Below are 26,455 nucleotides of genomic sequence, written 5' to 3' on the forward strand. Positions count from 1 at the left end.
AAGGCCAACTCACGCGGCAGCGGCACTCCGATTCGGCCGAGCGCCGGCACGCCCAGGAACGCCGGGCCGCCCACGAACCGGTCCTCGCCGGCCCGAATATCCCACTTTCAGGTCTGGTGCGCGATTGGTCAGTGCCAACTTCTGACGCGCGCCATGGATGGACCAAGATCCGGGCCATTCACGGGCCACTCCCCGGCCGACTCTCGGTCCGAACCAGCACCGGGAGTCAGGCCGCGACGAGCTCCTGTTCGCGGTCCGGCGTCGTGGCCTTGGGCTTCTTGTTCGGCAGCGAGAGCCGGAAGACCTTGTGCCACGCCGAGTACACCTGCTTGGGCAGCGGCCCGGTGACGTACTCCAGCTCGTACTTCTCGAACAGGGCGCGCACCTTCACCGCGACCTCGGCGTACCGGTTGCTCGGCAGGTCCGGGAAGATGTGGTGCTCGATCTGGTGCGACAGGTTGCCGGTCATGAAGTGCATGGCCTTGCCGCCGCTGATGTTCGCCGAGCCCATCATCTGGCGCAGGTACCACTGGCCGCGCGTTTCACCCTTGATCGACCGGCGCTCGAAGACCTGCACGCCCTCGGGGAAGTGCCCGCACATGATCACCGAGTGGGACCAGATGTTGCGGACCAGGTTCGCGGTGAACGTGGCGGCGAGCGTGGTGAGGAACGACGGGCCCGAAAGCAGCGGGTGGATCACGTAGTCCTTGAGCACCTGCTTGCGGATCTTGCGGCCCACGGCCCTGGCCCGCGCGCGGAACTCCGGGTTCTTGCGGCGGTGCTTGGACAGGTTCCTGCCGAGTTCCAGGTCGTAAGCGGCGATGCCGTACTCGAAGAAGCAGGCGTTGATGAAGTTCCACAGCGGCTGGCCGAGGTGGAACGGGTGCCACTTCTGGTCCTCGTCGACGCGCATGATGCCGTAGCCGAGGTCGTTGTCCTTGCCGATCACGTTGGTGTACGTGTGGTGCAGCTCGTTGTGCGAGTGCTTCCACTGCTCGGCCGGCGAGACGTGGTCCCAGTCCCAGGTGGTGGAGTGGATCTTCGGGTCCCGCATCCAGTCCCACTGGCCGTGCAGGACGTTGTGGCCGATCTCCATGTTCTCCATGATCTTCGCCACCGACAGGCCGGCGGTGCCGATCAGCCATGCGGGCGGGAAGAACGAGAACAGCAGCACGCCCCTGCTGGCCAGTTCGAGCTTGCGCTGCGCCGAGATGACCTTGCGGATGTAGGCCGCGTCCTTCTCGCCGCGACTGGCGATCACCTCGTCGCGGATCGCGTCCAGCTCGCGGCCGAGCTCCTCGATCTGCTCCGCGGTCAGGTGGGCGGTGGGGTCGATGGCGGTCAAGGTGCTCCTACCGTTCGATGTCGCAGGGGCCCGCCGCGGCGGACACGCAGGTCTGGATGAGGACGCCAGGCTCGGCTTCGGTGATCTCGCCGGTGCGCAGGTCGCGGACGGCGCCCGCCGTGAGCGGTGTGACGCAGCCGAAGCAGATGCCCATGCGGCACCCGGACGGCATGAGCACGCCGGCCTCCTCGCCGACGTCAAGCAACGGCGTGGCGCCGTCCGCGTGGACGGTCTTGCCGGTGGTGCCGAACGTGACCTCGCCACCGTCGCCGGTGACGACGACGCCGGGGCGGAAGCGTTCGGTGTGCAGGCGCTCTGGTACGCCGTGCTCGGTCCAGTGGTCCTCGGCGGCGTCGAGCAGGCCCGCGGGCCCGCACGCCCAGGTCTCGCGCTCGGCCCAGTCGGGGACGAGTTCGCCCAGACGGGCGATGTCGAGCATGCCGTCCGTGTCGGTGTGCAGCTCGATGAGACGCAGCTTCTTGTCCGCGACCAGGTCGTGCAGGTCGTTGCGGAAGATCACGTCGTGCGGCTGCGGTGCGGAGTGGACCATGACGACGTCGTCGAACTCGGTGTCGCGCAGCATGCCCATCACCGGCGTGATGCCGCTGCCGGCCGTCAGGTAGAGCACCTTGGCGGGCCTGGCCTCCGGCAGCACGAAGTCACCGGTCGCCTGGTCGAGCTGGATCAGCGTGCCCGGTTCCGCCCTGCGGACCAGGTGGTTGCTGACCTTGCCGTGCGGGATCGCCTTCACGGTGATCGTGATCCTGCCGTCCCGGCGGTTCGTCGGCGAGGTGACCGAGTAGGCGCGCCACAGGCGCACCCCGTCGACGTCGACGCCGATCCGTACGTACTGACCGGCTGTGTGGCCGCGCCAGCCCCGTCCCGGCCTGATCACGATGGTCGCGGCGTCATCCGTCTCGGGTTGCACGGCCTCGATGCGCCCCCGCAGGTCGGCGCCCGCACGGAGGGGGCTGACCAGGTCGAGGTAGTCCGACGGCAGCAGCGGCGTCGTGACCATCTCCAGCAGTTTCCACGCCCTACTGCGGAGGGCTGCACTCGTCATGACCCCAGCTTGATGTGCTTCAGGGGGTAAAGTCCTGTCCGCAGGACGTGAATCTGATCGGTTAAATTGTTCGCAGGGAACAAAAACGTGAGCCATGCAGTCCGGAGGGCCAGCGAACTGGTCCTGGATGAGACGACGGTCATCGCGCTGCGGGCCGCGCTGAGGACCACCGCCGACGAGGTCGTCCAGGCGATCATCGACGAGGTCCCGCCCTACGCCAACGCCCTTTCGGGCCGCATGGGCGCCACCATCCGCCGGGCCGTCCGCACCGCCCTGGGCCTCTACCTCGACCTCGCGAGCGGGAAGGCCACGGGCAGCGACGCCGGCGAGGCGGCCTACGAGCTGGGCCGCGGCGAGGTCCGCGACGGCCGTTCGATGGACGCCCTGCTCAGCGCCTACCGGGTCGGCGCCCGCGTGGCCTGGCGGGGCCTGGCCGCGGGTGCCGTACCCGCAGGTCTGCCCGCCGCCCAGGTCGCCAAGTTCGCCGAGCTGACCTTCGCCTACATCGACGAGCTCTCCGCCGCGAGCGCCGCGGGCCACGCCGACGAGCTGGCCGCGCGGGGCCGGGCCCACGAGCGCCACCTGGAACAACTGGCCCGCGACCTCCTGTCCGACGCGGGCCCGGACGTGCTCCTTGCCGCTGCCGGCCGGGCCGGGTGGCAGCCGCCGGTTTCGCTGACCGCAGTCCTGCTGCCCGCCGCCCAGGCCCGGCCTGCCTACCGCGCGCTCGACCCGGGCACCCTCGTCCTCGACGATCTGCCGGACGGCTCCGGCGTGCTGCTCGTCCCCGATGCCGACCGGGCACACCTCCTGAGGCAGCTGCCCGACCGCACCGCCGTGGTCGGCCCGGCCCGGCCGTGGACGCGTGCGTCCGCCTCGTACGCACGAGCCGTGCGCGCGCGCTCCCTCTCCCCCGACATCCGCGACACCGAGGACCACCTGCCCGAGCTGGTACTGAGCGCCGACGCGGACGCGTTCGCCGACCTGCGTGCCCGAGCCCTCGCACCGTTGCGGACCTTGCGGGCCGCGACCGCCCGGCGGCTCGAGGAGACGTTGCGGGCGTGGCTGCTGCACCAGGGCAGGCGGGACGAGGTGGCGGCGGCGTTGTTCGTACATCCCCAGACCGTCCGGTACCGGATGTCGCAGCTGCGGGAGCTGTTTCCGGATCTCGGGTCGCCGCACCGGGTTCTCGAACTGACACTGGCGGTCGGCCTCCGGGTGGGCTGACGTGTTTCCCGTCCGGACTCACACGGCGGCGGGGTGCAGAGTCGCCTCCCCCATCACCTCGATGCCTGTGCGCTCCCCGGGCCGAGCGGCGGTGGGGCTGGGGACCCGGACGTCGATGGGCTCGTCGATGCCGTCCACGGCAACGGTGACCATGGCGTCGTGACCGTAGAAGCGGACGTCGGTCACCGTGCCGGCGGCTTCGGCCGCATCGGGGGCAGTCAGTCGGAGCTGCTCGGGCCGGAGCAGCACCACGCCCTTGCGGACCCCGCCGGGCGGGTCCGTCAGGGGGATACGGCCCAGCACGGTGGCCGCCATGCCTTGGTCCGCGGTGCCGGAGACGAGTACCGCGTCACCGACGAAGGCGGCGACCCAGGGGTTGGCGGGGCGGCTGTACACCTCGTGCGGTGTGTCGCACTGGGCTACGCGGCCGTCCCGTACGACGGCGACGAAATCGGCTGTGGAGAGGGCCTCCTGCTGGTCGTGGGTGACGAGCAGGGCGGTGGCTCCGGTGGCCCGCAGGGCTGCGCGTACGTCGGCCCGTACGCCGGTGCGCAGGGCGGCGTCCAGGGCGTTGAACGGCTCGTCGAGGAGGACCAGGGCGGGCTGCGGTGCCAGGGCCCGTGCCAGAGCGATGCGCTGCTGCTGGCCCCCGGACAGCTCGTGGGGCATGCGGTCGCCGTAGCCGGCCAGACCGACGAGTTCGAGCATCTCCTCCGTGCGCCGTCGGCGGGCGGCCCGGTCGGGGCCGCTCAGGCCGAACGCGACGTTGCGGGCCACGCTGAGGTGCGGGAAGAGCGCGCCTTCCTGGGGCACGATGCCGATGCGGCGGCGTTCGGGCGGGAGGTGGACTCCGGGGCCGCTGAGGACGTGTCCGTCGAGGGTGACGGTACCTGCGTCGGCGCGCAGGAAGCCCGCGATGATGCGCAGCAGCGTGGTCTTGCCGCAGCCCGAGGGGCCGAGGACGGCGGTCAGTGCACCGCCGGGGACGGCGAGGTCGAGGCCGTCGAGGACCGGCGCCGCGCCGGGGCCGTACGCCTTGGCCAGTCCCGCGATCTGCAGGTCGGTCATGTGCGGTGCCTTCCGAGGAGGTAGGACGGGATGGCGGCCAGCAGGATCAGCGCCGCGGCGTAGGGCGCGGCGGCGGCGAAGGATCCGGTGCCGGTTTCCGTCCAGAGGCGGGTGGCGAGGGTGTCCATGCCGGTGGGGCGCAGCAGGAGGGTCGCGGGCAGTTCCTTCATGCACACGACGAAGGTGAGCGCGGCTCCGGCAGCGACCCCGGGGGCGGCCAGCGGCACGGTCACCTCGCGCAGCACGCGCAGCGGGGAGCGGCCGAGGGAGCGGGCGACGTCCTCCAGGACGGGCGGGGACTGGAGGACGGCCGCGCGGGTGCCGGCCACGGCTACGGGCAGGAAGAGCACGGCGTACGCGCAGACCAGCAGCGGGAGTTCCTGGTAGATCGGTTCGGCGTAGCGGACCGCGAAGAAGACGAGGGACAGCGCGACCGTGATGCCCGGCAGGGCGTGGCCCGCATAGGCGGACTGCTCCAGCAACGTGGCTGTGCGGCCGCGGTAGCGGGCGGCGATCACCCCGACCGGCAGCGCGAGGAGCGTGGTGAGCGCGGCGCCGGCCGCGGCGACGCCGAGGGTCGTGGCGGCGGTGTCGAGGAGGGTGTCGGGGTCCCAGGTCGCGGAGTTGCCGACGGCGAGCCAGTACCCGAGCGTCGCCAGCGGGGTGAGGACGGCGACGCCGGTGACCGCCGCGCACCAGGCCAGGGCGGGCACCCGCCAACGGCCCAGCGGGGCGGGGACGGCAGGGCGCGCGGTGCCGCCGCCCGTCCTCGCGTGGCCTGCCCGGCCCCGGGTCCGCGCCTCGGCGGCGACCAGCAGGATCGTCACCACCACGAGGACGACGCTGAGCGCGGCGGCCGGGGTGCGGTCGAAGCTGGCCCGGTAGGAGGTGTAGATGCCGCGGGTGAAGGTGTCGTACCGCATCAGGGAGACGGCGCCGAAGTCGGAGAACACGTACAGCGCGACGAGTACGGCGCCACCGGCGGCCGCGGGCCGCAACTGCGGCAGCGTCACCCGCAGGAAGGTCTTCAGCGGTCCGTGGCCGAGGGATCGGGCGACCTCCTCCTGCGCGGGGTCGGTGCCGCGCAGCGCGGCGGTGACGGGCAGGTAGACGTACGGGAAGCTCACCAGCGTCAGTGCGAGGGCCGCGCCCGTGAAGCCGGCCATCTCCGGGAAGGCGGACAGCCAGGCGAACGCGGCGACGTAACTGGGCACGGCCAGCGGCAGCGTCACCAGCACCGACCAGGCGCGGGCGCCGGGCAGGTCGGTGCGCACCGTCAGCCAGGCCAGCGAGACGCCCAGAACCAGGCAGGCCGCGACGACCACGGCGGCCAGTCCGAGGCTGCGGCCGAGCAGTTGGGCGGTGCGGCCGTCGGCGATGACGTCCCAGGCGAAGGCGGGGCCGCGCTCCATGGAGCGGACGGCGAGGTAGCCGAGCGGGAGCAGGGCGAACACCGCGGCGACGGTGGCGGGGACGAGCAGGACGGCAGGCGGCCGACGCCCGGCACGCGACCGCCCGGTCGGCGTGGCGGCGCCGGCCGGGCGGTTGGCAGTGGCGGGATCCGTCGGCGTGACGGGATCCGTGGAGGGCATGAGGGTCAGACCATCCCGGCTTCCTGGAGCATCTTCAGGGTCTCCTGGAGCGATTCCAGCCTGCCGAGGTCGATCTTCGGGGAGTCCAGGGAGGCCAGTGGCGGAAGGCCCTTGACCGTGCTGGTCACACCTGCCGCGAGCGGGTATTCCTTCGTGTCCTCGGCGAAGTACTTCTGCGCCTTTTCGGAGAGCAGGAAGTCGACGGCCTTCTGGGCGGCCGGCGCCTGGTCGCTGCCCTTGATGATGCCGACTCCGGCGGTGTTGACGAGGCCGCCCGGGTCGCCGCCGGGGAGGAAGTGGATCTTCGCCTTGACCTTGGACTCGCCCTTTTCGGCGACCTGCTCGTACCAGTAGTAGTGGTTGACGAGGCCGAGCGAGACCTCGCCCTTTCCTACTCCGTCGAGCACCTTCAGGTTGTTGTCGTAGACCTTCGGCTCATTGGCCTTGAGGCCCTTGAGCCAGGCGCGGGTGGCGTCGTCGCCCTCCAGGACGCGCATGCCGGTGACGAAAGCCTGGAAGGAGGCGTTGGTCGGGACGTAGCCGATCTTGCCCTTCCATTCCGGCTTGACCAGGTCGTGCACGCTGTCCGGAACCTTGGAGACCTGACCGGGGTTGTACGCGAGGACGCGGACACGCCCGGAGGTGCCCACCCAGTCGCCCGCGCCACCGCGGAAGGCCTGGTCGACCTTGTCCAGCGACTCCTGGGGCAGCTTCTCCAGCAGGCCCTTGCCGGAGAGGGCGCCGAGGGCTCCCGCGTCCTGGGAGAAGAACAGGCCTGCCTTGGTCTTGCCGCCCTCCTCCTGGATCTGGGCGGCGAGTTCGGCGCTCTCGCCGTAGCGGACGGCGACCGTGGTGCCGACGGCCTTCTCCAGCTCGTCGAGGAGCGGCTTGACGAGCTTCTCGTTGCGGCCGGAGTAGATCACGAGCCCTGCGTCGTCCTCGTCGACGCCGCAGCCTGCGGCGGCAGGGAGGAGGAGTGCCGCCGCGAAGAGCGCGGTCAAGCGTCGGACCAAGGGGCGTCGCATGGGAAGCCTTCCTGCAAGGGCAGCGGAGAACCGAGTAACGCCCCCATAAGTAAGGTAAAGCTAACCTAAAGGTCAAGGGTGACGCACGCAACAATTCCGCCGCGCCGACGCGTCGGCGGAGCCGACCCTACCGCTTGTTTTTCTGTGGATCTTCAATGAACCATCTGTGACGTTCCTGTGACTATCTGGCGAGGTAAGGCTTTCCTAAGATGCGCCCGTGACAGTCCTTCCCGACCTGTTCCCAGGCACCACGTCCGTCCCGTTCGCCCTCGGCCTTGCCGCGCACGGCGACCGGACCGCCGTCATCACGGCCGACGGTCGGGTCAGCTACGCCCAGCTCGCCGCCCGAGTCAATGCGACGGCCCGCCGCCTCGGCGCCGAACGCCGCCTGGTCCTGCTCGTCGGCGCGAACACCCTCGACGCCCTCGTCATCCACCTCGCCGCCCTCGCGGCCGGGCACCCCGTCCTCCTGGTGCCGGGCGACCACCCTGAAGCAGTGCAGTCGCTGATCGACGCGTACGACCCGGACATCGTGGCCCGCCCGGACGGCGGCGGGCAGTGGCTGCTCGACGAGCGGCGCCCGGTCTCGGCCCACACCCTGCACCCGGACCTCGCGCTGCTGCTGAGCACTTCCGGCTCCACCGGATCACCCAAGCTCGTCCGGCTGTCACACGAGAACCTGCAGTCCAACGCCGAGTCGATCGCGCAGTACCTCGGCATCCGGGACACGGACCGGGCCGCCACCACCCTGCCCATGCACTACTGCTACGGCCTCTCCGTCATCCACAGCCACCTGCTCCGGGGCGCCGGGCTGATCCTCACCGGCCTGTCGGTCGCCGACAGCTGCTTCTGGGAGCTGTTCCGCACCTGCCGCGGCACGGCCTTCGCTGGCGTCCCGTACACCTTCGACCTGCTGGACCGGGCCGGCTTCGCCGACATGGAACTCCCCCATCTGCGCTACGTGACCCAGGCGGGCGGACGCCTGGCGCCCGAACGGGTCAGGCGGTACGCCGCACTGGGCCACACCGCCGGCTGGGACCTCTTCGTGATGTACGGCCAGACCGAGGCGACGGCCCGCATGGCCTACCTGCCGCCGGAGTTCGCCGAGACCCGACCCGAAGCGGCCGGCATCCCCGTCCCCGGAGGCTCGTTCCGACTCGACCCGCTGCCGGACTGGCCCGAGGAGGACACCGGCGAACTGGTGTACACGGGCCCCAACGTCATGCTCGGCTACGCGCACACCCCGCAGGACCTCGCGCTGGGCCGGACCACAACAGAGCTGCACACCGGCGACATCGCTCGGCTCACCCCCGGCGGGCTCTACGAAATCGTCGGCCGTCAGAGCCGGTTCGTGAAAATACTCGGCCTGCGCATCGACCCCGCGCAGGTCGAGACGATGCTCTCCCGGCACGGGGTCACCGCCCTGTGCGCGGGCGACGACGAACACCTCGCCATCGCCGTCGCGGGCGCTCGCGAAACCGACGCGCGGCGGATCCGCAGGCTCGTCGCCGACGAGTGCGGACTGCCGGCCCGCGCGGTCCGCGTCCACATCGTGGCAGATCTTCCCCGCCTGCCCACGGGCAAGCCCGACTACCCGGCGGTGCGCGCACTGAGCCGCCCGGCCCCCACCGCGCCGCCGCCCGGGCACACCCTCCCCCCGGGCAACAGCCGTGGAGACCTGTGCCTGCTCTACGCCGAGGTGCTCGACCGGGCGAACGTGACAGAAGACGGCTCGTTCGTCAGCCTGGGCGGCGACTCGCTGTCGTACGTCGAGATGTCGCTTCACCTCGAAGAGCGGCTCGGCCACCTGCCGGCCAACTGGCACACGACGCCGATCCGGGACCTCCGGGCGTCCGAGCCGCCGGCCCGCCCCTCCCGCACGCGCGTGCTGGAGACCAGCGTCGCGCTCCGCGCCCTGGCGATCTTCTGCATCGTCGGGTCGCACATCCACGTGTTCGGCATCAAGGGCGGAGCCCACATCCTGCTCGCGGTCGCCGGGTACAACTTCGCCCGCTTCCACCTCACCACAGCCGACCGACGCGAACGCGTGCGCCGGGCCTGGGCAGGCATTGCCCGGGTCGTGGTGCCGAGCATGACGTGGATCGGCTTCGTCCTCCTCCTCAACGACGACTACACACTCGCCAATCTCTTGCTGCTCGACAGTGTTCTCGGGCCGGAAGACCTCAAGACAGGCATGCACTTCTGGTTCATCGAGGCCCTGGTGCAGATCCTGATCGCGGCCGCCGCCCTCCTGTGCTTCCCCCTCGCGGACCGGATGGAGCGCCGTTTCCCCTATGCCCTGCCGCTGGGCCTCGCGGCCCTTGGGCTCCTCACCCGCTACGACCTCGTCGGCCTGCCCGCTCGCGCCGAAATGCCTGATGCGGTCACCGTGTTCTGGCTGTTCGCGCTCGGCTGGGCGGCAGCGAAGGCGGGCAGCGTACGCCGGCGCCTGTTGGTCACCGTCTCGGCATTGGCCACCGTGCCGGGCTTCTTCCCCGGCGACCCCGGCCGGGAAGTGATCATCATGGCCGGCTTCGCGCTCCTGGTGTGGGTGCCCACCCTGCCCAGTCGGGAGCGCGTCAACCAGGTGGCAGGCCTCCTGGCCACGAGCTCGCTGTACATCTACCTGACCCACTGGCAGATCTTCCCGCTGATCGACGGATACTCACGGCACCTGGCCTTCCTGGCAGCGCTCCTCTTCGGCGTCGCGTACGCCGCCGGCGTGAGCCGCCTGTCGAAACTGCTGCCCACCTTGCCGTCACTGGCTTCGTCCGTGTGGCGTGAGCGCGACAGCACCGTCTTCCGCCCCCGGGCGACGCAGCTCGGGACGCCTCCGGTCAGGTGCAGCAGTCGCAGCCGGGGTGGCAGCCGCAGGCATCCGTGAGGGTGTCGGCGGACGGCTTCGCTGTGGCGGGAGGCGCGCAGCAGCCCTTGCCCCGCCAGGCGTCTCGGCCTTCCTTGAGTGCGATGGCGGCGATGACCAGGGCGGCGATCGGGTCGGCCCAGGACCAGCCGAGTGCGGCGTTGAGCACCAGGCCGATCAGGAGTACGGCGGACAGGTAGGTGCACAGAAGGGTCTGCTTGGAGTCCGCGACCGCGCTGGCGGAGCCGAGTTCACGCCCGGCGCGGCGCTGGGCGGCGGAGAGGAACGGCATGACCGCCAGCGACAGCGCGGCGATGACGATGCCGGGAATCGAGCGGTCGGCTTCCCCCGTGCCGGTGAGCGCGCGGACGGCGTCGAAGGTGACGTAGGCGGCGAGGGTGAAGAAGGAGACGGCGATGATCCGCAGGGTGGTCTTCTCGCGTGCCTCGCGCAGCGCGTGGTCGCGGGCGGAGAACTGCCAGGCGACCGCGGCGGCGGAGGAGACCTCGATGACGGAGTCGAGGCCGAAGCCGATCAGCGCGGTGGAGGACGCGATCGTACCGGCAGCGATCGCGACGATCGCCTCGATGACGTTGTAACTGATGGTCGCGGCGACCAGGAGGCGTATCCGCTTGGCGAGTGCGTCACGGCGGGCCGGGGACGGCCCGATGGATATGGAGGCCATCAGCAGCAGCCCTTCGTCCCCGCGTCCGGGCAGGTCTTGTCGTGCTCGACCGCCACGACGGCCTGGCGGAGGTCGTCCAGGGCGCGCCCGAGCCGGGTGTCCGCCAGCTCGTAGCGGGTACGGCGGCCATCAGGGGCCGTGACGACCAGGCCGCAGTCCCGCAGACACGTGAGGTGGTTGGACAGGCGCGTGCGGGAGACGCCGATCGCGTCGGCGAGGTCGGAGGGGTAGGCGGGGGCCTCGCGCAGGGCGAGGAGGATCCGGCAGCGGATCGGATCGGCGAGCGCGCGGCCAAAACGAGCCAGCACCTCGATGTCGGAGGCAACGGTAAGCACAACCCGACAGTACAGCTGAAGCTGAATCCACGAAACCGTGGACTGTTTCGACCTGGGCGGGCATCCTGCCCCCGGACACATCGACAGGGGTGAACGGGGGCGCGCCGTGGAGACGGTGGACGTGGACGGGGTGCGGATCGCGTACGAGCGGAAGGGGCACGGGCGGCCGGTGGTGCTGTCGGGTGGCACGGGCATGCCACCGGCGGCATGGGAGCTGTGCGGGGTGCGCGAGGAGCTGGTGCGGGCGGGCTTCGAGGTGATCACCTACGCCGCCCGCGGCGTCGCCCCTTCTGACGCTCCCGCGCCGCCGAACTACTGGCCCGCACCCGCCCGGACCTGATCTCCTCCGCGGTCTTCATGGCCGGCGCCGGCCCGATGAACGGGGTCCTGGAGGCCGTCCTGGCCGCGGAGAGCGAGCTGATCGCCCTGACGGGCCGCCTGCCCGCCGCGTTCAGCCGACTCCAGACCCTTCTGTCCAGCCTGCCGCCCGCGGTCCTGCGCGACGACGAGAGCCAGACCCGCTCCTGGCCGGAACTCCTCGGCGCCCAGGAAGCGGTCTGGACCTCCCCCGAAGGAGAGGCCGGCCAGTCCACCGCCTCGGTCGGCTGGCTGCGCGACCCGCAACTGACCGCCCAGGCCCAGTTCGCCGCAGTCGTCGGACCCTGAGACGGCGCCACCGCGCCGCGCTGCCGCCACCGGCCGTTCAGCGGGCCGCGCCCGCGCGACGGCCGCGCGGGACCCCGCCGTTCACGATGCGCGGCAGGATGCGACCCGACTCATGCTGGCCGGCCGGGCGTCGGCAGGAGTGTCGATTCCGAGGCACAGACCGCCGCACGCCACCCGGACCCGCGCCCAGGCGTACGGCCGTGCCCCGGTCCGCGGCAAGTACGTCGACCTGGTTGCCGGGGCCGAACTCCCCCCGGGCGACACGACCTTCGCCATCGGCGCCGGTACGGGCGTACTCGCAGCCGCCCTCGCCCACCGCGCGGGGCCGCCGCATCGCCGCCCTGGCTGCCGGGCCGTCCGCACACGCCACTGGACCTGGCGGAACGCCTCGGACTGCGCGCGGCCGGACGGGATCGCGGCAGCGGGTCTGCGGGTGCTGTCCCGCACGGATGCCAAGCCGCGCCACCCGCGGTCGAGATCACCTCACTGTGGCGCCCCGGCCCAGAAGGCAAGACCGACGCGTCGACACCCCCACTACTCAGTGATACCGTATAGCGGTACTCGGTACTACGGAGTACCTCTGAAAGCGGGGAGGACTCGCGATGGACGACCTGACAGAGATGTTGAAGGGCACGCTCGAAGGGTGCGTGCTCGAAATCATCGGCCGCGAGGAAACCTACGGGTACGCCATCACGCGCCGGCTGAACGAGCTGGGCTTCGTCGACGTCGTCGAGGGGACGGTGTACACCATCTTGCTGCGCCTGGAGAGGAACAAACTCGTCCAGGTGACGAAGCGACCATCCGGCGTCGGCCCGCCGCGCAAGTTCTACGCGCTCAACGACGCCGGACGCGCGGAACTCGCGAAGTTCTGGACGAAATGGCAGTACGTCTCATCACGCATCGACAGGCTCAGGGAGGGCTAGAGATGAACTTCTGGGAGACCATCACCGGCAGCGATCTCACCAGGGAATGGAAAGCGTTCGAAGCCCGGGCCGAGGCCCTGCCGGACGACTACCGGGCGGCGTGGGAACAGATCAAGGGCCACCTCCTTCCGCACGGGGACTTCACCGGCCGCAACCTGATGCCGATCCTCGACGCCGCCCTGGGACTGCTCGAGGAAACAGCGGCGGACGGGCAGAGCGTCCACGAGGTCCTCGGCGACGACATCCGGGGCTTCTGCACGGCGCTGGCCGGTGGAGAAGGGGCTCGAAGCTACCGCGACCGGTGGCGCGAGCAGTTGAACAGGAACGTCGCAAGGAAACTGAACCGGCTGGGAGGCTGACGTGAGCATCCAGGACATCATCGAGGGCAAGAAGCAGTGGCGGGCGCACACGGCCCGGGTCAAAGCGCTCCCTCCGGACTACCAGATCGTCTACAAGGAGATGCAGAAGTACCTGTTCAAGGTCGGACCGATCGACCTGCCTGACGGGCCCCTGCTCCCCGGGATCGTCGACTTCTTCGAGGAAGGCGTCGCCTCGGGCAAGGGGGTCTTGGAACTCATCGGCACGGACGTCGCCGCGTTCTGCGACGACCTGATCAAGGACTCGCGCACCCATGCGGAGGCCTATCAGGAGTCCATCGGCAGGGAACCCGGCACGGCCGAGAAGTAGCAGTCGCCGCCCCCACACCAGTGGGCGTAGTAGCCCGCCCGCGCCCGTCGTTCGCCTCGGCGCAGTGCGAACAGGCGCGGGCGGGCCACCGCAGGCCGCGGCACGTCCCGACATCTCCCACCCCCCTGCATCTCCAGCCTCCGAAAGGAAGCCGCCATGCCTTCATCTGTCATGCCCACATCCAGTCGGGGTGACGGTCGTCCGTCATCGACCGCCGTCTCGGCCGTCGGGCTGCGCAAGTCATACGGCGAGAAGCTCGTCCTCGACGGTATCGATCTGCACATCCCGGCCGGCTCCGTGTTCGCGTTGCTCGGCCCGAACGGCGCCGGCAAGACCACCGCCGTCAAGATCCTGTCCACGCTCATCACCGCCGACGCCGGTGACCTGCACGTCGGCGGGCACAGCCTGGCCGCCGACCCGCAGGCGGTACGTGCCGCGATCGGTGTCACCGGGCAGTTCTCCGCCGTGGACGGCCTGATCACCGGCGAGGAGAACATGCTCCTCATGGCCGACCTGCACCACCTGCCCAAGCGCGAGGGACGACGGGTCGCCGCCGAACTCCTGGAACGCTTCGACCTGGTAGAGGCCGCGAAGAAGCCCGCCTCCACCTACTCCGGCGGCATGAAGCGCCGCCTGGACCTCGCGATGACGCTGGTCGGCAACCCGCGGATCATCTTCCTGGACGAGCCGACGACCGGCCTGGACCCGCGCTCCCGCCACAACATGTGGGGCATCATCCGCGGCCTCGTCTCCGACGGCGTCACCGTCTTCCTCACCACCCAGTACCTCGAAGAAGCCGACGAACTCGCCGACCGCATCGCCGTACTCAACGACGGCAAGATCGCCGCCGAAGGCACCGCCGAAGAACTCAAGCGGCTCATCCCGGGCGGGCACGTCCGGCTCCGCTTCACCGACCCGGTCGCCTACCAGTCCGCCGCCGATGCCCTGCGCGAGGTCACCCGGGACGACGAGGCACTGTCGCTGTCCATCCCCAGCGACGGCAGCCAGCGCGAACTGCGCTCCATCCTCGACTGGCTCGACTCGGCGGGCATCGAGGCGGACGAACTGACCGTCCACACCCCCGACCTCGACGACGTGTTCTTCGCACTCACCGGCCCCGCCAACGTCCCCAACCAGCCCAAGGAGACCGCCCGATGAGCTCCCTCGCCCTCGCCGTGCGCGACTCGAACACGATGCTGCGCCGCAACCTCCTGCACGCCTGGCGCTACCCGTCCGGCACCCTGAACCTGCTGCTCACGCCGATCATGATGCTGCTGCTCTTCGTCTACATCTTCGGCGACGTGATGAGCGCCGGCATCGGTGGCGGCGGCGCCGACCGCGCCGAGTACATCGCCTACATCGTCCCCGGCCTGCTGCTGATGACTGTCGGCAGCACCGTGATCGGCGCTGCGGTGTCCGTCTGCACGGACATGACCCAGGGGCTCACCGCCCGCTTCCGCACGATGGCGATCTACCGGGGCTCTCTGCTCGTCGGGCATGTCGTCGGCGGCGTGCTGCAGTGCGTGATGAGCGTGGTCCTCGTCGCCGCCGTCGGGGTGGCAATGGGCTTCCGGTCCACGGATGCCACGGCACTGGAGTGGATCGCGGCGTTCGGGCTGATCACGCTGTTCGCCCTGGCACTCACCTGGATCGCGGTCGGCATGGGCGCGGCCAGTCCGAACCCCGAGGCGGCCGGCAACATGGCCATGCCGTTGATCCTCCTGCCGCTCATCTCAAGCGCCTTCATCCCGGCCGGCACGATGCCGGGCTGGTTCCAGCCGATCGCCGAGTACCAGCCCTTCACCCCCGCCATCGAGACCCTCCGCGGCCTCCTCCTCGGCACGGAAATCGGCAACAACGGCTGGATCGCGATCGCCTGGTGCGTCGGCCTGACCGCACTCGGCTACCGCTGGTCCACGGCGCAGTTCAACCGCGACCCGAAGTAGCCGTTCCTCACCGGAACTCCGCCAGCCGGCGCCGCAGCCCGAGCACCGTCAGCCCGGCCGTGAGCAGCAGCGCCGCGCCGGCGGTCGGGGCCTGGGTGGTCAGTGCCCCGCGGCCCTCCTGGACGGCGAGGTCGAAGTGCGGCTGATTGATCGCGGTGACCTGGTCCAGGGCCTTCATCCACTCGCCGCTACCAGCTGCCGGAAAGCGCGGTCGTCGCGCTGGTAGACGGCGTACGCCTCGACGGTCTTCTCGGCGGCTTCCCGCTCTCCGGCGAAGGTGATGTTGTCCAGTTCGCGCCGGTACTCGCCGGTGAACCGCTTGTCCTCGTGGTTCTTCCGGTACGTGGCCCAGGTGTCGGCGAGCTCCCGGTCGTACGTGCCGAGTCCGGCGGTCGGGGTCCAGGAGGTAGCGGCTCTCGTCGGCGTTGGCGTCGTAGTCGAAGGAGTCCCGGCGGGCGACCTTCATCCGGTCGTAGGTGATCGTGAGCAGCTGGGCGCCGCACACCACCGCCAGCACGGCGCAGAGGGTGGCGGCGATCAGCAGCACGCCGAGGACGGCTTCGGCGGTCCTCTGCACGACGAGGTCGGCCCTCGCGGCGGCGTACTGCCGCTCGTACACCGCATTGTTGGCATCGACGAGCTTGCGGGCCTCCGGCAGCAGCCGCTGGGCGAGGAGGTCGGTCGCGGCCCGGTAGTCCTCACGGGCGCCGCCGGCCTTTGTGTACGACTCGTCCAGGCGCCCCTTGCCGGTGCCTGAATCTCCGCTGGAGAGCAGGATGTTGGCGGTCTGCGCGTCCATGTCGTTGAGCGCGAGGTTCAGCTGGGTCGCGGAGATGGTGCGGGGTGCGTTGCGCAGGGCCGTCTCGTCCCAGGTGGTGGCCGCCCCCGTCGCGGCAACCGCGAGCAGGATCAGCAGCCCGGCGACGAGGAGCACGCACACCGCGCGGGCGAGACGCAGCCGACCGGGCAGCGTGGCCGAGTACCGGTCGCCGATCAGGCGCGCCGGCCGCGCGGCGATGCGGGGAGGCCGAGTCCCCAGCTCCGCTCCTTGCGGGTCCCCTCCGGCCGGCGATCGCGGCACTCCGCCGCCACGGACCCCGGGCGCGGGGGGCTCCGCGACAGCCTCCGGGGCTCCCGCTGCCGCCCGGCTGTGCTCCGTACCGGCGGTGGATGTCCCGGCCAACTGCGCTGATAGCGTTGCCCCTTGAGCCAGGGGGGAGAAGGCAACACGTGACATCGAATGCGTTTCGTATCGGCGGAGATCTGGAAGTACGGCGGCTTGGGTTCGGGGCCATGCGCTTGCCGACGGAGCCGGGCCCGGCCCGTGAGACCTCTCTCGCGGTCGCCCGGCGGGCCGTCGAGCTGGGCGTCACGCTGATCGACACCGCGTATCTGTATGGCGGGGGAGCCAACGAGGAACTACTGGCCGAGGCCTTGCACCCTTACCCGGACGATCTGCTGATCACCACCAAGGTCGGTGTTGCTCGATCGGGCCCCTCAGGTGAGTGGAAGCTCGACGGTCGGCCGGCTGTTCTGCGCGATCAGGTCGAGCAGGCACTGGGCCGACTGCGCGTCGAGCGGATCGAGCTGCTTCAGCTGCACCGGATCGATCCGGAGACACCGCTCGCCGACCAGCTCGGCACGCTTCGGAACCTGCGGGCCGAGGGCAAGATCGGTCGGATCGGCCTGTCCGAGGTCACCGTCGACGAACTCCATCAGGCACGGCAGATCATCGACGTCACGAGCGTGCAGAACCGCTACAGCGTGCTGGACCGCGAGCATGAACCCGTGCTCGCGGCCTGCGAAGCGGCAGGGATCGCGTTCCTGCCGTGGCGCCCTGTCGCCTGGGGGGATTCAGGGGCGAGCGCTGAAATCGCCGCCGTGGCGACCGAACTCGGCGCCACCCCCACGCAGGTCGCTCTCGCATGGCTCCTCGGCCACTCCCCGGTCATCCTCCCGATCCCGGGCACCGCCCGGGTGAACCACCTGGAGGAGAACCTCGCCGCGGAACGCCTCCACCTCACGTCAGCCCACCGCGATCGCCTCGACCGGCTGACCGACCTGGCATAGGGCTCTGCCCGTACGGGATCACGCCGCCTCCGCCTGCCTGCGGAGGATCTGACGGCGAGCCGGACCCGTGGCGTGGTGGACGTATTCGCGGGTCAGGCGGAAGCCTGCCGACCAGGCCAGGAGGCGGCTGGGGCGGTTGTCGCGGGAGCAGGTCCAGCTCGGGGTACGGCCGCGGGCGGCGATGTCCTCGCACAGGGCCGTGACGCAGGCCAGTGCGAGGTGCTGCCGGCGGTGGCCGGGGTCGGCCAAGGCGGCGACGTCCTCGTAGCCGCTGCCGAGGAAGTAGGTGCAGGCCAGGGAGAGGGCCCGGCCGCGGTGGAAGGCGCCCCAGCCGCGGCCGGAGGCGGCGAGCTGCTCCGGGCCGCCCCAGGTCTTGTGGATCCAGGCCGTCTCAAGGGCTCTGACGACCCCTTGATGAGGCCTTGATGACTTTCGGCAAGTCCCGGGGTGCGGGCCATCGGCGCGCTCGGCTACCGGGCATGCCGGGCTTGCGAGCAGTAGCCCGCTGGACGGCCGCCGTGTTGCGTCTGGTCCTCTATGCCGGGCCGGAGGCCTTTGCGTCCAGCTCGGCGCGTGCGCCGTGCCGGTCCTGGAGCACCAGCCGTCGGAGGCCCTCGTTCGGCCCTTGCACGTGAACCAGGCAGTCGGTCCGTACCCGCTGCTCCCGAAACAGCCCCCGCGCGGCAATCCAGCCGTCGCCGGCGCTGATCCGGTCGGGCAGCAGGATGGTGAACAGCAGGAGGGCGAGGAGGGCGCCGGAGCAGACGACAGCGCACCGCACGGCACCCGGCCAGTCCTGATCACGGAGCGGAAGCGGCTCCTGCGCCTGTGTGCGCATGCGCCCGGTGTCCCATGGAGCCGAGCGTAGGGGCGTGAGGGTCCCCGCCGGGGATCTTGACGGCCTTCCGACGCGTCGCGCATGCGATCCTGACGCCGTGGGCTGCTTACGCCGATTGCCCGCCCCGAGTGCCGATCTTCAAGTGGCCGGAATACGCTCCCGCCGTGCCGAGGGTGACGGAAATGCTGAAGCGCTTGGTGGTCGGGCGGGCCAAGCGGAGTGAGGAGCTGGGCGAGACGCTGCTGCCCAAGCGCCTCGCGCTGCCGATCTTCGCGTCCGACCCGCTGTCCTCCGTCGCGTACGCCACGCAGGAGATCCTGCTCGTCCTCACCCTCGGTGGCCTGGCCTACCTGCACTTCACTCCGTGGATCGGCGCCGCGGTCGTGGCACTGATGGCCGTGGTGGTGCTGTCGTACCGCCAGGTGGTGCGTGCCTACCCGAGCGGCGGCGGTTCGTACGAGGTCGCTTCCACGAACCTCGGCCCCTCGGCCGGTCTGGTGGTCGCCGCTTCGCTGCTGGTCGACTACGTGATGACCGTGGCGGTCTCGGTTGCCTCCGGGGTGGACAACATCATCTCGGCGGTGCCGGAGCTGGCCGACCACCGGGTCCTGATGGCGCTGGGCTTCGTGGCCCTGCTGACGGCGATGAACCTGCGGGGCGTGCGCGAGTCCGGCCGGCTGTTCGCCGCGCCCACGTACCTGTTCATCGGCGGCGTGCTGATCATGGTCGGCACCGGCCTGCTGCGCTACCTCCTCGGCGACGCCCCGGTCGCCGAGAGCGCGAAGTACGGCATCACTCCGGAGGAGGGCGACGCGGACCTGGCCGGGCTGGCCCTGCTCATGCTGGTGCTGCGCGCGTTCTCCAGCGGCTGTACGGCACTGACGGGCGTGGAGGCGATCTCCAACGGCGTACCGGCCTTCCGCAAGCCGAAGTCGAAGAACGCCGCGAGCACGATGGCCTCGATGGGCATCATCGCGATCACCATGTTCGCCGGGGTCACCACCCTCGCGATGGTCTCCAAGGTCCACATCGCCGAGGACGCCTGCCGCCTCACCGGCCTGGCCGACTGCGAGGGCTACACCCAGCGCACGGTCATCGCCCAGCTCGCAGCGGCCGTGTTCGGCGGCAACAACAGCTTCGGGTTCTACTACATCCAGGCGGCCACGGCCCTGATCCTGATCCTCGCCGCGAACACCGCCTACAACGGCTTCCCGCTGCTGTCCTCGATCCTCGCCCAGCACCGCTACCTGCCGCGCCAGCTGCACAACCGCGGCGACCGGCTCGCCTTCTCCAACGGCATCCTGGCCCTGGCCATCGTCGCCGGGCTCCTGCTGTACGGATACAAGGCGAACGTCACCAGCCTCATCCACCTCTACATCCTCGGCGTCTTCACCTCCTTCACCCTCTCCCAGTCCGGCATGGTCCGGCACTGGAACCGCGCACTGCGCACCGAGACCGACCCGGCCCTGCGCCGCCGGCACCAGCTGGCCCGCCTCATCAACGCCACCGGCGCGCTGGTCACGGGCCTCGTCTTGGTGATCGTGCTGGCCACCAAATTCACCCAGGGTGCCTGGCTGGCCGTCCTCGCCGGGATCCTGCTGTGGCTGATGATGCGCTCCATCCGCCGCCACTACGACCGCACCGCCGCCGAACTCGCCGTGACCGACGCCCGCGCGGAAGGCATGCTGCCGTCCCGCGTGCAGGCGATCGTCCTCGTCTCCACCGTGCACAAGCCGACCCTGCGCGCCCTGGCCTACGCCCGCGCCTTCCGGCCCGACCACCTGGAAGCGCTCACGGTCGCCGTCGACCGCGACTCCCTGGCCTCCCTGCGCAAACAGTGGGACGACTTCGAGATCGAGGTGCCGCTGAAGGTCCTGGAGTCCCCCTACCGCGAGATCACCAAGCCGGTCGTCGAATACGTACGCTCCATCCGGCGGGCCGGTCCCCGCGATGTCGTCGCCGTCTTCATCCCCGAGTACGTCGTCGGCCACTGGTGGGAGAATCTTCTCCACAACCAGTCCGCCCTGTGGCTCAAGAGCCGCCTGCTCTTCACCCCCGGCGTCACCGTCACCAGTGTCCCCTGGCAGCTGTCCTCCGCCGTCATCGCCGACCATGCGGCCGCCCGGGCTCCCGGCTCGGTCCGCCGCGGCGAACCCCCCAACCCACCCGAACACGCGGCCGCCCGCACCGCACCGGGGGACCCCGACGGGAACTGACCGCGACGGCCCCTTCCGGCCTTGAGGACCGACCCAGCGATGGGCGGCTGCCGGCCCGATTTTACGGAACCCATCGAAACGTTCGCGGACGGGGGCTCAGGTACGACCTGCCAGAGGGGCAGACTCCCACGTTTGCCGTGCACTTGACGGATCACGAGCCGCCCAAGCCCCCGTGGGAGTCCCGGCATGAATCCGAAGGAGGCGGTCACATGGGTGCGGCAGCACTACCACTCCCGTGCGGTCGAAATGCCGTGGCAACGGCGGTTCATCCGCCAGGTCCACGCCGCCGACGCGTCCGGCTCGGGGTGATCCGCGGGCCGGCCCCGTTACATGCTCTTCATGCCTTGTGCATGGTCCAGGTGCGGCTCCCCGACCCATGATCGGCTGACCACCCGCAGTCGCCCCCGAGGAGCAGTCCCATGCCCAGCCGCCGTACCTTCCTGGCCGGTTCGACCGCCGTGCTCGGTCTGACCACCGCCACCGGATCACAGCAGGCCGCGGCCTCGGAGGCGGGGGACGGCCAGGTCGGCAGGCCGCCGAACGTCGTCGTCGTCCTTGCCGACGACCTCGGCTACGGCGAACTCGGCGCCTACGGCCAGAAGCTGATCACCACACCCCGCCTGGACCGGCTCGCCGCCGAGGGACTGCGCTTCACCGACGCATACTCCACCGCCGCCGTCTGCGCACCCTCCCGCTGCTCCCTGCTGACCGGACTGCACACCGGCCACTCCACCGTGCGCGCCAACCCCTCCTCCGGGGGCCAGGGCTCGCTCACCGCCGCCGACACCACCTTCGCCCAGGTGCTCCGGGCTCGGGGCTACCGGACGGCCCTGGTCGGCAAGTGGGGGTTCGGGCCGGAGACGGCCGGCCAGGACAGCCATCCGGCCGCCCGCGGGTTCGAGGAGTTCTACGGCTACATCACGCACGGCCACGCCCACGAGTACTACCCCGAGTACCTGTGGCACAACGATGCCAAAGAACCCATCGCCGCCAACGCCGGCGGCGCGAAGGCCGTCTACGCCCCGGACCTGCTGGAGCAGCGCGCCCTGGAGTTCATCGACGCCCATGCCGACGAGCCGTTCCTGCTGCTGCTCACCCCGAACGTGCCGCACGCGCCCAGCGACGTACCCGACACCAGCGCGTACGCCGATCGCGGCTGGACGGCCGCGAACAAGGGGCACGCGGCCCAGGTCGGCTATTTCGACGGCCTGGTCGGCAAGGTGGTCGACCGGCTCCGCGCCCGCGGGCTGGAGCGGGACACCGTCGTCCTGGTCACCAGCGACAACGGCCCCCACGAGGAGGGAGGGGTCAACCCCGACCTGTTCGACGCGAACGGCCCGCTGCGCGGTTACAAGCGCAACCTCTACGAGGGCGGCGTACGGGTCCCGCTCATCGCCTGGGGCCCCGGCCGGGTCAGGCAGGGCACCAGCGACCGTCCGACCCCGCTGACCGACGTGCTCCCCACCCTGGCCGAGCTCGGCGGCGCCCCCTCCCCCACCGACGTGGACGGCCTGTCCGCCGCTCCCCTCCTCGCCGGCAGCACCGACTCGGCCCGCCACGGCCACCTGTTCTGGTTCCGCGACGAGTGGGGCGTCACCAGCCGAGCCAACGCGCAGGACAGCAAGCGCGCCACGTGGCTGGCCGAGGCGGTCCGCCGGGAGAACTGGAAGGCCGTCCGGTTCGCCCCCGAGCGGGACCACAGCCTCCCCGACGACAAGTGGCAGGTGGAGCTGTACGACTTGGCCACCGATCCCGGCGAGACCCGCAACGTCATCGACAAGCACCCGGCGAAGGCCGCCGAACTCGTCGCGCTGATGCGCTCCTCCTGGAAGGACACCTATCCCCGCAAGCCGTTCGGCACCCGGCTGACCCTGCCCAGGCTGGCCGTCCCCGGTGAGGCGTTCACCGTGACCGCCTCGCTGGACAACGGCTCCGCACGGGCCTGGACCAACGCCGCGCTGGCCCTGCGCGCCCCCGCCGGCTGGACCGTGGCCCCCGCCTCCCCGGCCACGGCGGAACAGCTCGCCGCGGGCGGCCGCCTCACCGCCTCCTGGCAGGTGGTCCCGCCCGCCGACGCCGCTCCGGCGACCGCGTGGGCGCTCACCGCGGAAGGCACCGCCGACACGCCGTCCGGGCCGGTCCGCTATCCGGCTACGGGCACCGTCCCGACGCCGCCGGCCGCCCCCGTCCGCGACTCGTACCTTTCCGACCTCACCTGGATCAGCGCCGCCAACGGCTGGGGGCCGGTCGAGCGCGACGCCTCCAACGGCAAGAACGCCGCCGGCGACGGCCCGCCGATCTCCTTCGGCGGTACGACGTACCCCAAGGGCCTGGGCGTCCACGCGCCCAGCGACATCGCCTACCACCTCGGCGCCGCCGCCACCCGGTTCACCTCGCTGGTCGGCATCGACGACTTCTCCGCCAAGCAGAGCAGCGCGGGCGCCACCCGCGCCAAGGTCTACGGCGACGACCGCCTGCTGCTCACCACCCCCACGCTCACCGCGGCCACCGGCCCGGTCCGCGTCGACCTGGACGTCCGCGGGGTACGCGTCCTGCGCCTCGTGGTCGAGGACGCCAACAACCGCACCTCCTTCGACCACACCTCCTGGGCCCTGGCCCACGTCACGGTGGGGTGATCGTTCCGGCACACGGGCCGGGGAGGCCGTTCCGGAGCGTCGCTCCCGGACGGCCTCCCCGGCTTTTCGCGGCTCAGCACTCAAGACGGCTGTGTCCACGATGCGGCCGCGCCCTTGCTGCGGCAGTCTCCTTCGGGAAGTATCCCTACCAATCCGATGGGAAAAGGGGGATTCGCGTCTCCCGGCCACCTGCCACCTGCCACCTGCCACCTGCCACGGCCATCGACAACGTTTCGGAGCAGCCCAGATGATCCCCGCCATCCCGCACGGCCCCGCCGTCCGCGCAGCCCAAGTCCCGTGCCACGGCGCCCCGGCCCGCAGGTGACGCCCATGCCGACACCATCGAGCACACCCGCAGAACGGCCCGTCGAAGAGCGGCGCCACGCGCTCCTGCGGGCCGCTCGCGACGTGGCGGACGACCTCGCCGCGGACGCCATCGCCCGCGACCAGGCGGGCCTGCCGCCGATCGACGAGAAGGCACGGCTGGGCGAGGCCGGCCTGCTGGGGGCCCTCACCCCGCCCGGGCCCGGCCGCGGGGCGGACTGGCTCACCGGATGCGCCGTCATACGGGCCGTCTCTGCGGCCGACAGCTCCGTCGGCGCCGTACTCGCCCGTCATTACGTCCACACCTGGAGCGGACGCTTCTACGCGAGCGACCACCAGGCGGCCGCCCTCGAAGAGGAGTCGCTGCACGAGCAGTGGCTGTGGACCGGCGCGGTCCGCACTCCCGCGCCCGACGAGGACACCCGGGCGCCGGACCTCACCCTGAGGCCGCGCGGCACCGGCCACGTACTGAACGGCCGCCGGTCCGTGGACACGGCGGCGACCGTCGCCGACCAGATCGTGGTGGACGCCGTCTGTACCGTGACCGGCGACATCCTGGTCGTGCGGATCCCCCGCGGCACGCACGGCGTGACCATCGAACCCGCCCCCGACCGGCTCGGCCAGCGCGTCGCCGGCGCGGGCGAGGTCGTCCTGGACCGCGTCGCCGTCACGCCCGGACAGCTGCTGGGACGCCGGCCGCATGACGAGGAGTCGGCCGCGCCCTTCACCGCGCTCGCCGAGCCGGCGCTCCGGCTCGCCCTGTGCCACGTGGCCATGGGCATCGTCGAGGGCGCCCTCACCGAAGCGCGCGACCTCAGCAGGGGCGGCCGTGCGCACCGCCTGCCCGGTGAGGACCCGGACCTCCTCCTGACGTACGGGGAGCTCGCCTCCGCCGCGCAGACGGCCACCGCCGTCGTCCACCGGGCCACGGCCGTGCTGGCACGGGCCCTCGACACGGGCTCCCACCTCGATGCCGAGGAACCCGCGAGCGTCGCCGCACTGGTCGCCACGGCCGAGACCGTGACGTCGAAAGCCGCCCTGGACATCACCACTCGGGTGCTGGAGCTGGCCGACGCCCCGGGACTGGACCGCTTCTGGCGCAACGCACGCGTGCTGACCGCCCACCACCCGGTCACGCGTCGGCTGCGGGCCATCGGCGAGCACTACCTCAACGGCTCCCACCACGCCGTGGCAGCGGCCTTCCACTGACACGGGGCGCCGCACGGGGCGCCACGCAGGACGCCCACCCGCGACGAACGCGGGCCGAAGCCGTACGGGATAATGTGCCCATGCGGATCTCAGCCAGGGCAGACTACGCCGTACGCGCCGCGCTGCAGCTCGCAGCGGCGCAGGAGGGCGGGCCCCTCAAGGCCGAGGCCATCGCGGACGCCCAGGACATCCCGCACAAGTTCCTCGAAGGCATCCTCAACGACATGCGCCGGGGCGGCCTCGTACTCAGCCAGCGCGGCGGCAACGGCGGCTACCGGCTGTCCAAGGCCGCCCACGCCATCAGCATCGCGGACGTCATCCGCGTCGTGGACGGACCGCTCGTCTCGGTGCGCGGGGTCCGGCCCCCGGACCTGTCCTACACCGGGCCCGCCCAGTCGCTGCTCCCCTTGTGGATCGCGCTGCGGTCCAACGTACGGGAGATCCTCGAGGGCGTGACGCTCGCCGACGTCGCATCGTCGCACCTGCCCGCCGACGTGTCCGCCCGGACCCACGCTCCCGGCGCCTGGACCAATCCCTAAAGCACACCCCGTCCGACCTGCGTCTTCTCACTGAGCAAGACAGGTATGTCCGCGATATGGGCACCCTCTTGGGGCGAATGGCGCTGTCTGCCAAGATGCCTACCAAGCCGGTGGGAAAACTAGGAATCAGGGAGGTCGCCGCCGTGAGCACACTGCCCCGCGCAGGCCGTCCGATGACCCTGCTGACCACGCGCCGACACATCGACCTGGTTCGTACGTCCAGCTCCATCTGTCGCGCTTCCTGACACCACTCCCGAGGCCCGGCTCCGTGCGCAGCGCCCGTCTGTGAACGTGCCACGCCGCTCTCCGTCTGCCGCCGGGCCCCGTTGGCCGATCCCGCCGCCCCATTCACCTGCGTGGGCGGCGTGCCCCGCATCCGCGACACCTTTCCGCTCCAGCCCGCGACGGCAAGCCCCGTCACCGACGGCTCGGAGCGGGTGCCGGCGTACCCACTTCCCCGCGTCGTGCCTCTCCGTACCTCCTCGAACACCCCAACCCGTGAAAGGACACCTCCGTGTCTGCCGCAAGACCGCTCACCCTGCTGCGCGCCCTCGCCGTCACCGCGACGCTCCCCCTTCTCCTCACGGCCTGCGGCTACGGTTCCGAGGCGAAGAAGGAAGAGGACAAGAAGGCCAACGTGGCCACCACGGACGGCAAGAAGCTGTCGGCGTCCGAGGTCCGGATCGGCTACTTCCCGAACCTGACGCACGCCACCGCGCTGGTGGGCCTCCAGGAGGGCCTGATCCAGAAGGAGCTCGGCGAGACCGCGATCAAGCCGCAGGCCTTCAACGCGGGTCCGTCCGAGATCGAGGCCCTCAACGGCGGCTCCCTCGACATCGGTTTCATCGGCCCCTCGCCGTCGATCAACGGCTACGTCAAGTCCAAGGGCTCCAACCTGCGGATCATCTCCGGTTCCGCGTCGGGCGGCGTGAAGCTGGTCGTGAACCCGGACAAGATCAAGACCCTGGACGATCTCAAGGGCAAGAAGATCGCCACCCCGCAGAAGGGGAACACGCAGGACGTCGCGTTCCTCAACTGGATCTCCGAGAAGGGCTGGTCGGTCGACCCGGAGTCCGGCAAGGGCGACGTCTCCGTCGTCCGCTCGGACAACAAGGTCACCCCGGACGCCTTCAAGCAGGGTTCGATCGACGGTGCCTGGGTGCCCGAGCCCACGGCCTCCAAGCTCGTCTCCGACGGC

Annotated in this window: 27 protein-coding genes and 1 pseudogene; 18 read left to right on the forward strand and 10 right to left on the reverse strand. The window is 71.0% G+C overall.

The annotated features are described in order from the left end of the window. Nucleotides 1-226 precede the first annotated feature (226 nt). Entirely contained in the window at nt 227-1,345 is a 1,119-nt protein-coding gene (locus AB0O21_RS11625) for an acyl-CoA desaturase (RefSeq protein ID WP_365169373.1), read from the reverse strand. 7 nt (nt 1,346-1,352) lie between these two features. Beyond that, nucleotides 1,353-2,408, reverse strand: coding sequence for a ferredoxin reductase (locus tag AB0O21_RS11630; RefSeq protein WP_365169376.1), 1,056 nt, complete (start codon nt 2,406-2,408; stop codon nt 1,353-1,355). An 87-nt stretch (nt 2,409-2,495) separates the two neighbouring features. Between AB0O21_RS11630 and AB0O21_RS11635 the strand changes: the two genes are divergently transcribed. Beyond that, nucleotides 2,496-3,635, forward strand: a complete 1,140-nt coding sequence (locus AB0O21_RS11635) for a helix-turn-helix domain-containing protein (RefSeq protein WP_365169379.1) — start codon at nt 2,496-2,498, stop codon at nt 3,633-3,635. 18 nt (nt 3,636-3,653) lie between these two features. Here AB0O21_RS11635 and AB0O21_RS11640 read toward each other — a convergent pair whose 3' ends face one another. From AB0O21_RS11640 to AB0O21_RS11650, 3 genes are read right to left on the reverse strand one after another with little or no spacing between them, the layout of a single operon-like run. Then, nucleotides 3,654-4,703, reverse strand: a complete 1,050-nt coding sequence (locus tag AB0O21_RS11640) for an ABC transporter ATP-binding protein (protein WP_365169382.1) — start codon at nt 4,701-4,703, stop codon at nt 3,654-3,656. Next, on the reverse strand, nt 4,700-6,295 hold the full coding sequence (locus AB0O21_RS11645; protein WP_365169385.1) for an iron ABC transporter permease: 1,596 nt from the start codon (nt 6,293-6,295) through the stop codon (nt 4,700-4,702). The genes AB0O21_RS11640 and AB0O21_RS11645 overlap by 4 nt, the downstream gene beginning before the upstream one ends. A 5-nt stretch (nt 6,296-6,300) precedes the next feature. After that, nucleotides 6,301-7,320, reverse strand: a complete 1,020-nt coding sequence (locus AB0O21_RS11650; RefSeq protein ID WP_365169388.1) for an iron ABC transporter substrate-binding protein — start codon at nt 7,318-7,320, stop codon at nt 6,301-6,303. Nucleotides 7,321-7,537: 217 nt separating this feature from the next. On the opposite strand from AB0O21_RS11650, the gene AB0O21_RS11655 reads away from it, so the two are divergent. Then, on the forward strand, nt 7,538-10,204 hold the full coding sequence (locus AB0O21_RS11655; protein WP_365169391.1) for an AMP-binding protein: 2,667 nt from the start codon (nt 7,538-7,540) through the stop codon (nt 10,202-10,204). On the opposite strand, the gene AB0O21_RS11660 is transcribed toward AB0O21_RS11655, so the two are convergent. Both AB0O21_RS11660 and AB0O21_RS11665 read right to left on the reverse strand, forming a co-directional pair. Then, complete coding sequence (locus tag AB0O21_RS11660) at nt 10,158-10,868, reverse strand: cation transporter (protein WP_365169394.1); 711 nt, start codon at nt 10,866-10,868, stop codon at nt 10,158-10,160. The two genes, AB0O21_RS11655 and AB0O21_RS11660, sit on opposite strands and share 47 nt — an antisense overlap. Beyond that, nucleotides 10,868-11,203, reverse strand: a complete 336-nt coding sequence (locus tag AB0O21_RS11665) for a metalloregulator ArsR/SmtB family transcription factor (RefSeq protein WP_365169396.1) — start codon at nt 11,201-11,203, stop codon at nt 10,868-10,870. Before AB0O21_RS11665 ends, AB0O21_RS11660 begins: the two co-directional genes overlap by 1 nt. 37 nt (nt 11,204-11,240) lie before the next feature. Here AB0O21_RS11665 and AB0O21_RS11670 point away from each other — a divergent pair, with 37 nt between their 5' ends. The 8 genes and pseudogenes from AB0O21_RS11670 (at nt 11,241) to AB0O21_RS11705 (ending at nt 15,425) form a co-directional block, all read left to right on the forward strand. After that, the gene (locus AB0O21_RS11670) at nt 11,241-11,543 is read left to right on the forward strand and encodes a hypothetical protein (RefSeq protein ID WP_365169399.1); all 303 of its coding nucleotides are present in this window, start codon (nt 11,241-11,243) and stop codon (nt 11,541-11,543) included. A 17-nt stretch (nt 11,544-11,560) separates the two neighbouring features. Then, complete coding sequence (locus tag AB0O21_RS11675; protein WP_365169401.1) at nt 11,561-11,869, forward strand: hypothetical protein; 309 nt, start codon at nt 11,561-11,563, stop codon at nt 11,867-11,869. Between the two features lie 193 nt (nt 11,870-12,062). After that, nucleotides 12,063-12,188: pseudogene (locus tag AB0O21_RS11680) on the forward strand (methyltransferase); the annotation flags it as partial. 283 nt (nt 12,189-12,471) lie between these two features. Continuing rightward, nucleotides 12,472-12,792 carry a PadR family transcriptional regulator gene (locus AB0O21_RS11685; RefSeq protein WP_365169403.1) on the forward strand — a complete coding sequence of 107 codons (321 nt, stop codon included), beginning with the start codon at nt 12,472-12,474 and terminating at the stop codon, nt 12,790-12,792. Between the two features lie 2 nt (nt 12,793-12,794). Further along, the gene (locus tag AB0O21_RS11690; RefSeq protein WP_365169470.1) at nt 12,795-13,151 is read left to right on the forward strand and encodes a DUF1048 domain-containing protein; all 357 of its coding nucleotides are present in this window, start codon (nt 12,795-12,797) and stop codon (nt 13,149-13,151) included. Nucleotide 13,152: 1 nt separating this feature from the next. Next, entirely contained in the window at nt 13,153-13,479 is a 327-nt protein-coding gene (locus AB0O21_RS11695) for a DUF1048 domain-containing protein (RefSeq protein WP_365169406.1), read from the forward strand. Nucleotides 13,480-13,650: 171 nt separating this feature from the next. After that, entirely contained in the window at nt 13,651-14,637 is a 987-nt protein-coding gene (locus tag AB0O21_RS11700) for an ATP-binding cassette domain-containing protein (RefSeq protein ID WP_365169409.1), read from the forward strand. Continuing rightward, entirely contained in the window at nt 14,634-15,425 is a 792-nt protein-coding gene (locus AB0O21_RS11705; protein ID WP_365169412.1) for an ABC transporter permease, read from the forward strand. The genes AB0O21_RS11700 and AB0O21_RS11705 overlap by 4 nt, the downstream gene beginning before the upstream one ends. 7 nt (nt 15,426-15,432) lie before the next feature. On the opposite strand, the gene AB0O21_RS11710 is transcribed toward AB0O21_RS11705, so the two are convergent. Next, nucleotides 15,433-16,506, reverse strand: coding sequence for a hypothetical protein (locus tag AB0O21_RS11710; protein ID WP_365169415.1), 1,074 nt, complete (start codon nt 16,504-16,506; stop codon nt 15,433-15,435). Nucleotides 16,507-16,655: 149 nt separating this feature from the next. Between AB0O21_RS11710 and AB0O21_RS11715 the strand changes: the two genes are divergently transcribed. Further along, complete coding sequence (locus AB0O21_RS11715; RefSeq protein WP_365169418.1) at nt 16,656-17,495, forward strand: aldo/keto reductase; 840 nt, start codon at nt 16,656-16,658, stop codon at nt 17,493-17,495. Between the two features lie 18 nt (nt 17,496-17,513). Here the strand turns inward: AB0O21_RS11715 and AB0O21_RS11720 are convergent, their stop codons facing one another. Next, a complete protein-coding gene (locus AB0O21_RS11720) occupies nt 17,514-17,993 on the reverse strand; it encodes a GNAT family N-acetyltransferase (protein WP_365169472.1) in 480 nt (159 codons plus the stop codon). 37 nt (nt 17,994-18,030) lie between these two features. Next, nucleotides 18,031-18,333, reverse strand: a complete 303-nt coding sequence (locus AB0O21_RS11725; protein ID WP_365169478.1) for a hypothetical protein — start codon at nt 18,331-18,333, stop codon at nt 18,031-18,033. Nucleotides 18,334-18,515: 182 nt separating this feature from the next. Between AB0O21_RS11725 and AB0O21_RS11730 the strand changes: the two genes are divergently transcribed. The 7 genes from AB0O21_RS11730 to AB0O21_RS11760 all read left to right on the forward strand — a co-directional run. Then, the gene (locus AB0O21_RS11730; protein ID WP_365169420.1) at nt 18,516-20,549 is read left to right on the forward strand and encodes an APC family permease; all 2,034 of its coding nucleotides are present in this window, start codon (nt 18,516-18,518) and stop codon (nt 20,547-20,549) included. 186 nt (nt 20,550-20,735) lie between these two features. Next, nucleotides 20,736-20,858 carry a hypothetical protein gene (locus tag AB0O21_RS11735; protein ID WP_365169422.1) on the forward strand — a complete coding sequence of 41 codons (123 nt, stop codon included), beginning with the start codon at nt 20,736-20,738 and terminating at the stop codon, nt 20,856-20,858. 110 nt (nt 20,859-20,968) lie between these two features. Continuing rightward, the gene (locus AB0O21_RS11740) at nt 20,969-23,185 is read left to right on the forward strand and encodes a sulfatase-like hydrolase/transferase (RefSeq protein ID WP_365169424.1); all 2,217 of its coding nucleotides are present in this window, start codon (nt 20,969-20,971) and stop codon (nt 23,183-23,185) included. A 330-nt stretch (nt 23,186-23,515) separates the two neighbouring features. Beyond that, nucleotides 23,516-24,718 carry an acyl-CoA dehydrogenase family protein gene (locus AB0O21_RS11745; RefSeq protein WP_365169426.1) on the forward strand — a complete coding sequence of 401 codons (1,203 nt, stop codon included), beginning with the start codon at nt 23,516-23,518 and terminating at the stop codon, nt 24,716-24,718. A gap of 80 nt (nt 24,719-24,798) precedes the next feature. Next, nucleotides 24,799-25,257, forward strand: a complete 459-nt coding sequence (locus AB0O21_RS11750; RefSeq protein ID WP_365169428.1) for an Rrf2 family transcriptional regulator — start codon at nt 24,799-24,801, stop codon at nt 25,255-25,257. A 173-nt stretch (nt 25,258-25,430) separates the two neighbouring features. Continuing rightward, nucleotides 25,431-25,502, forward strand: coding sequence for a putative leader peptide (locus tag AB0O21_RS11755; RefSeq protein WP_365169475.1), 72 nt, complete (start codon nt 25,431-25,433; stop codon nt 25,500-25,502). 269 nt (nt 25,503-25,771) lie between these two features. Continuing rightward, nucleotides 25,772-26,455 (forward strand): ABC transporter substrate-binding protein (locus tag AB0O21_RS11760; protein ID WP_365169430.1); only part of this gene is annotated, 684 nt, incomplete at its 3' end.

It is taken from the genome of Streptomyces sp. NPDC091371 (genome assembly GCF_040684275.1).
Taxonomy (GTDB): domain Bacteria; phylum Actinomycetota; class Actinomycetes; order Streptomycetales; family Streptomycetaceae; genus Streptomyces.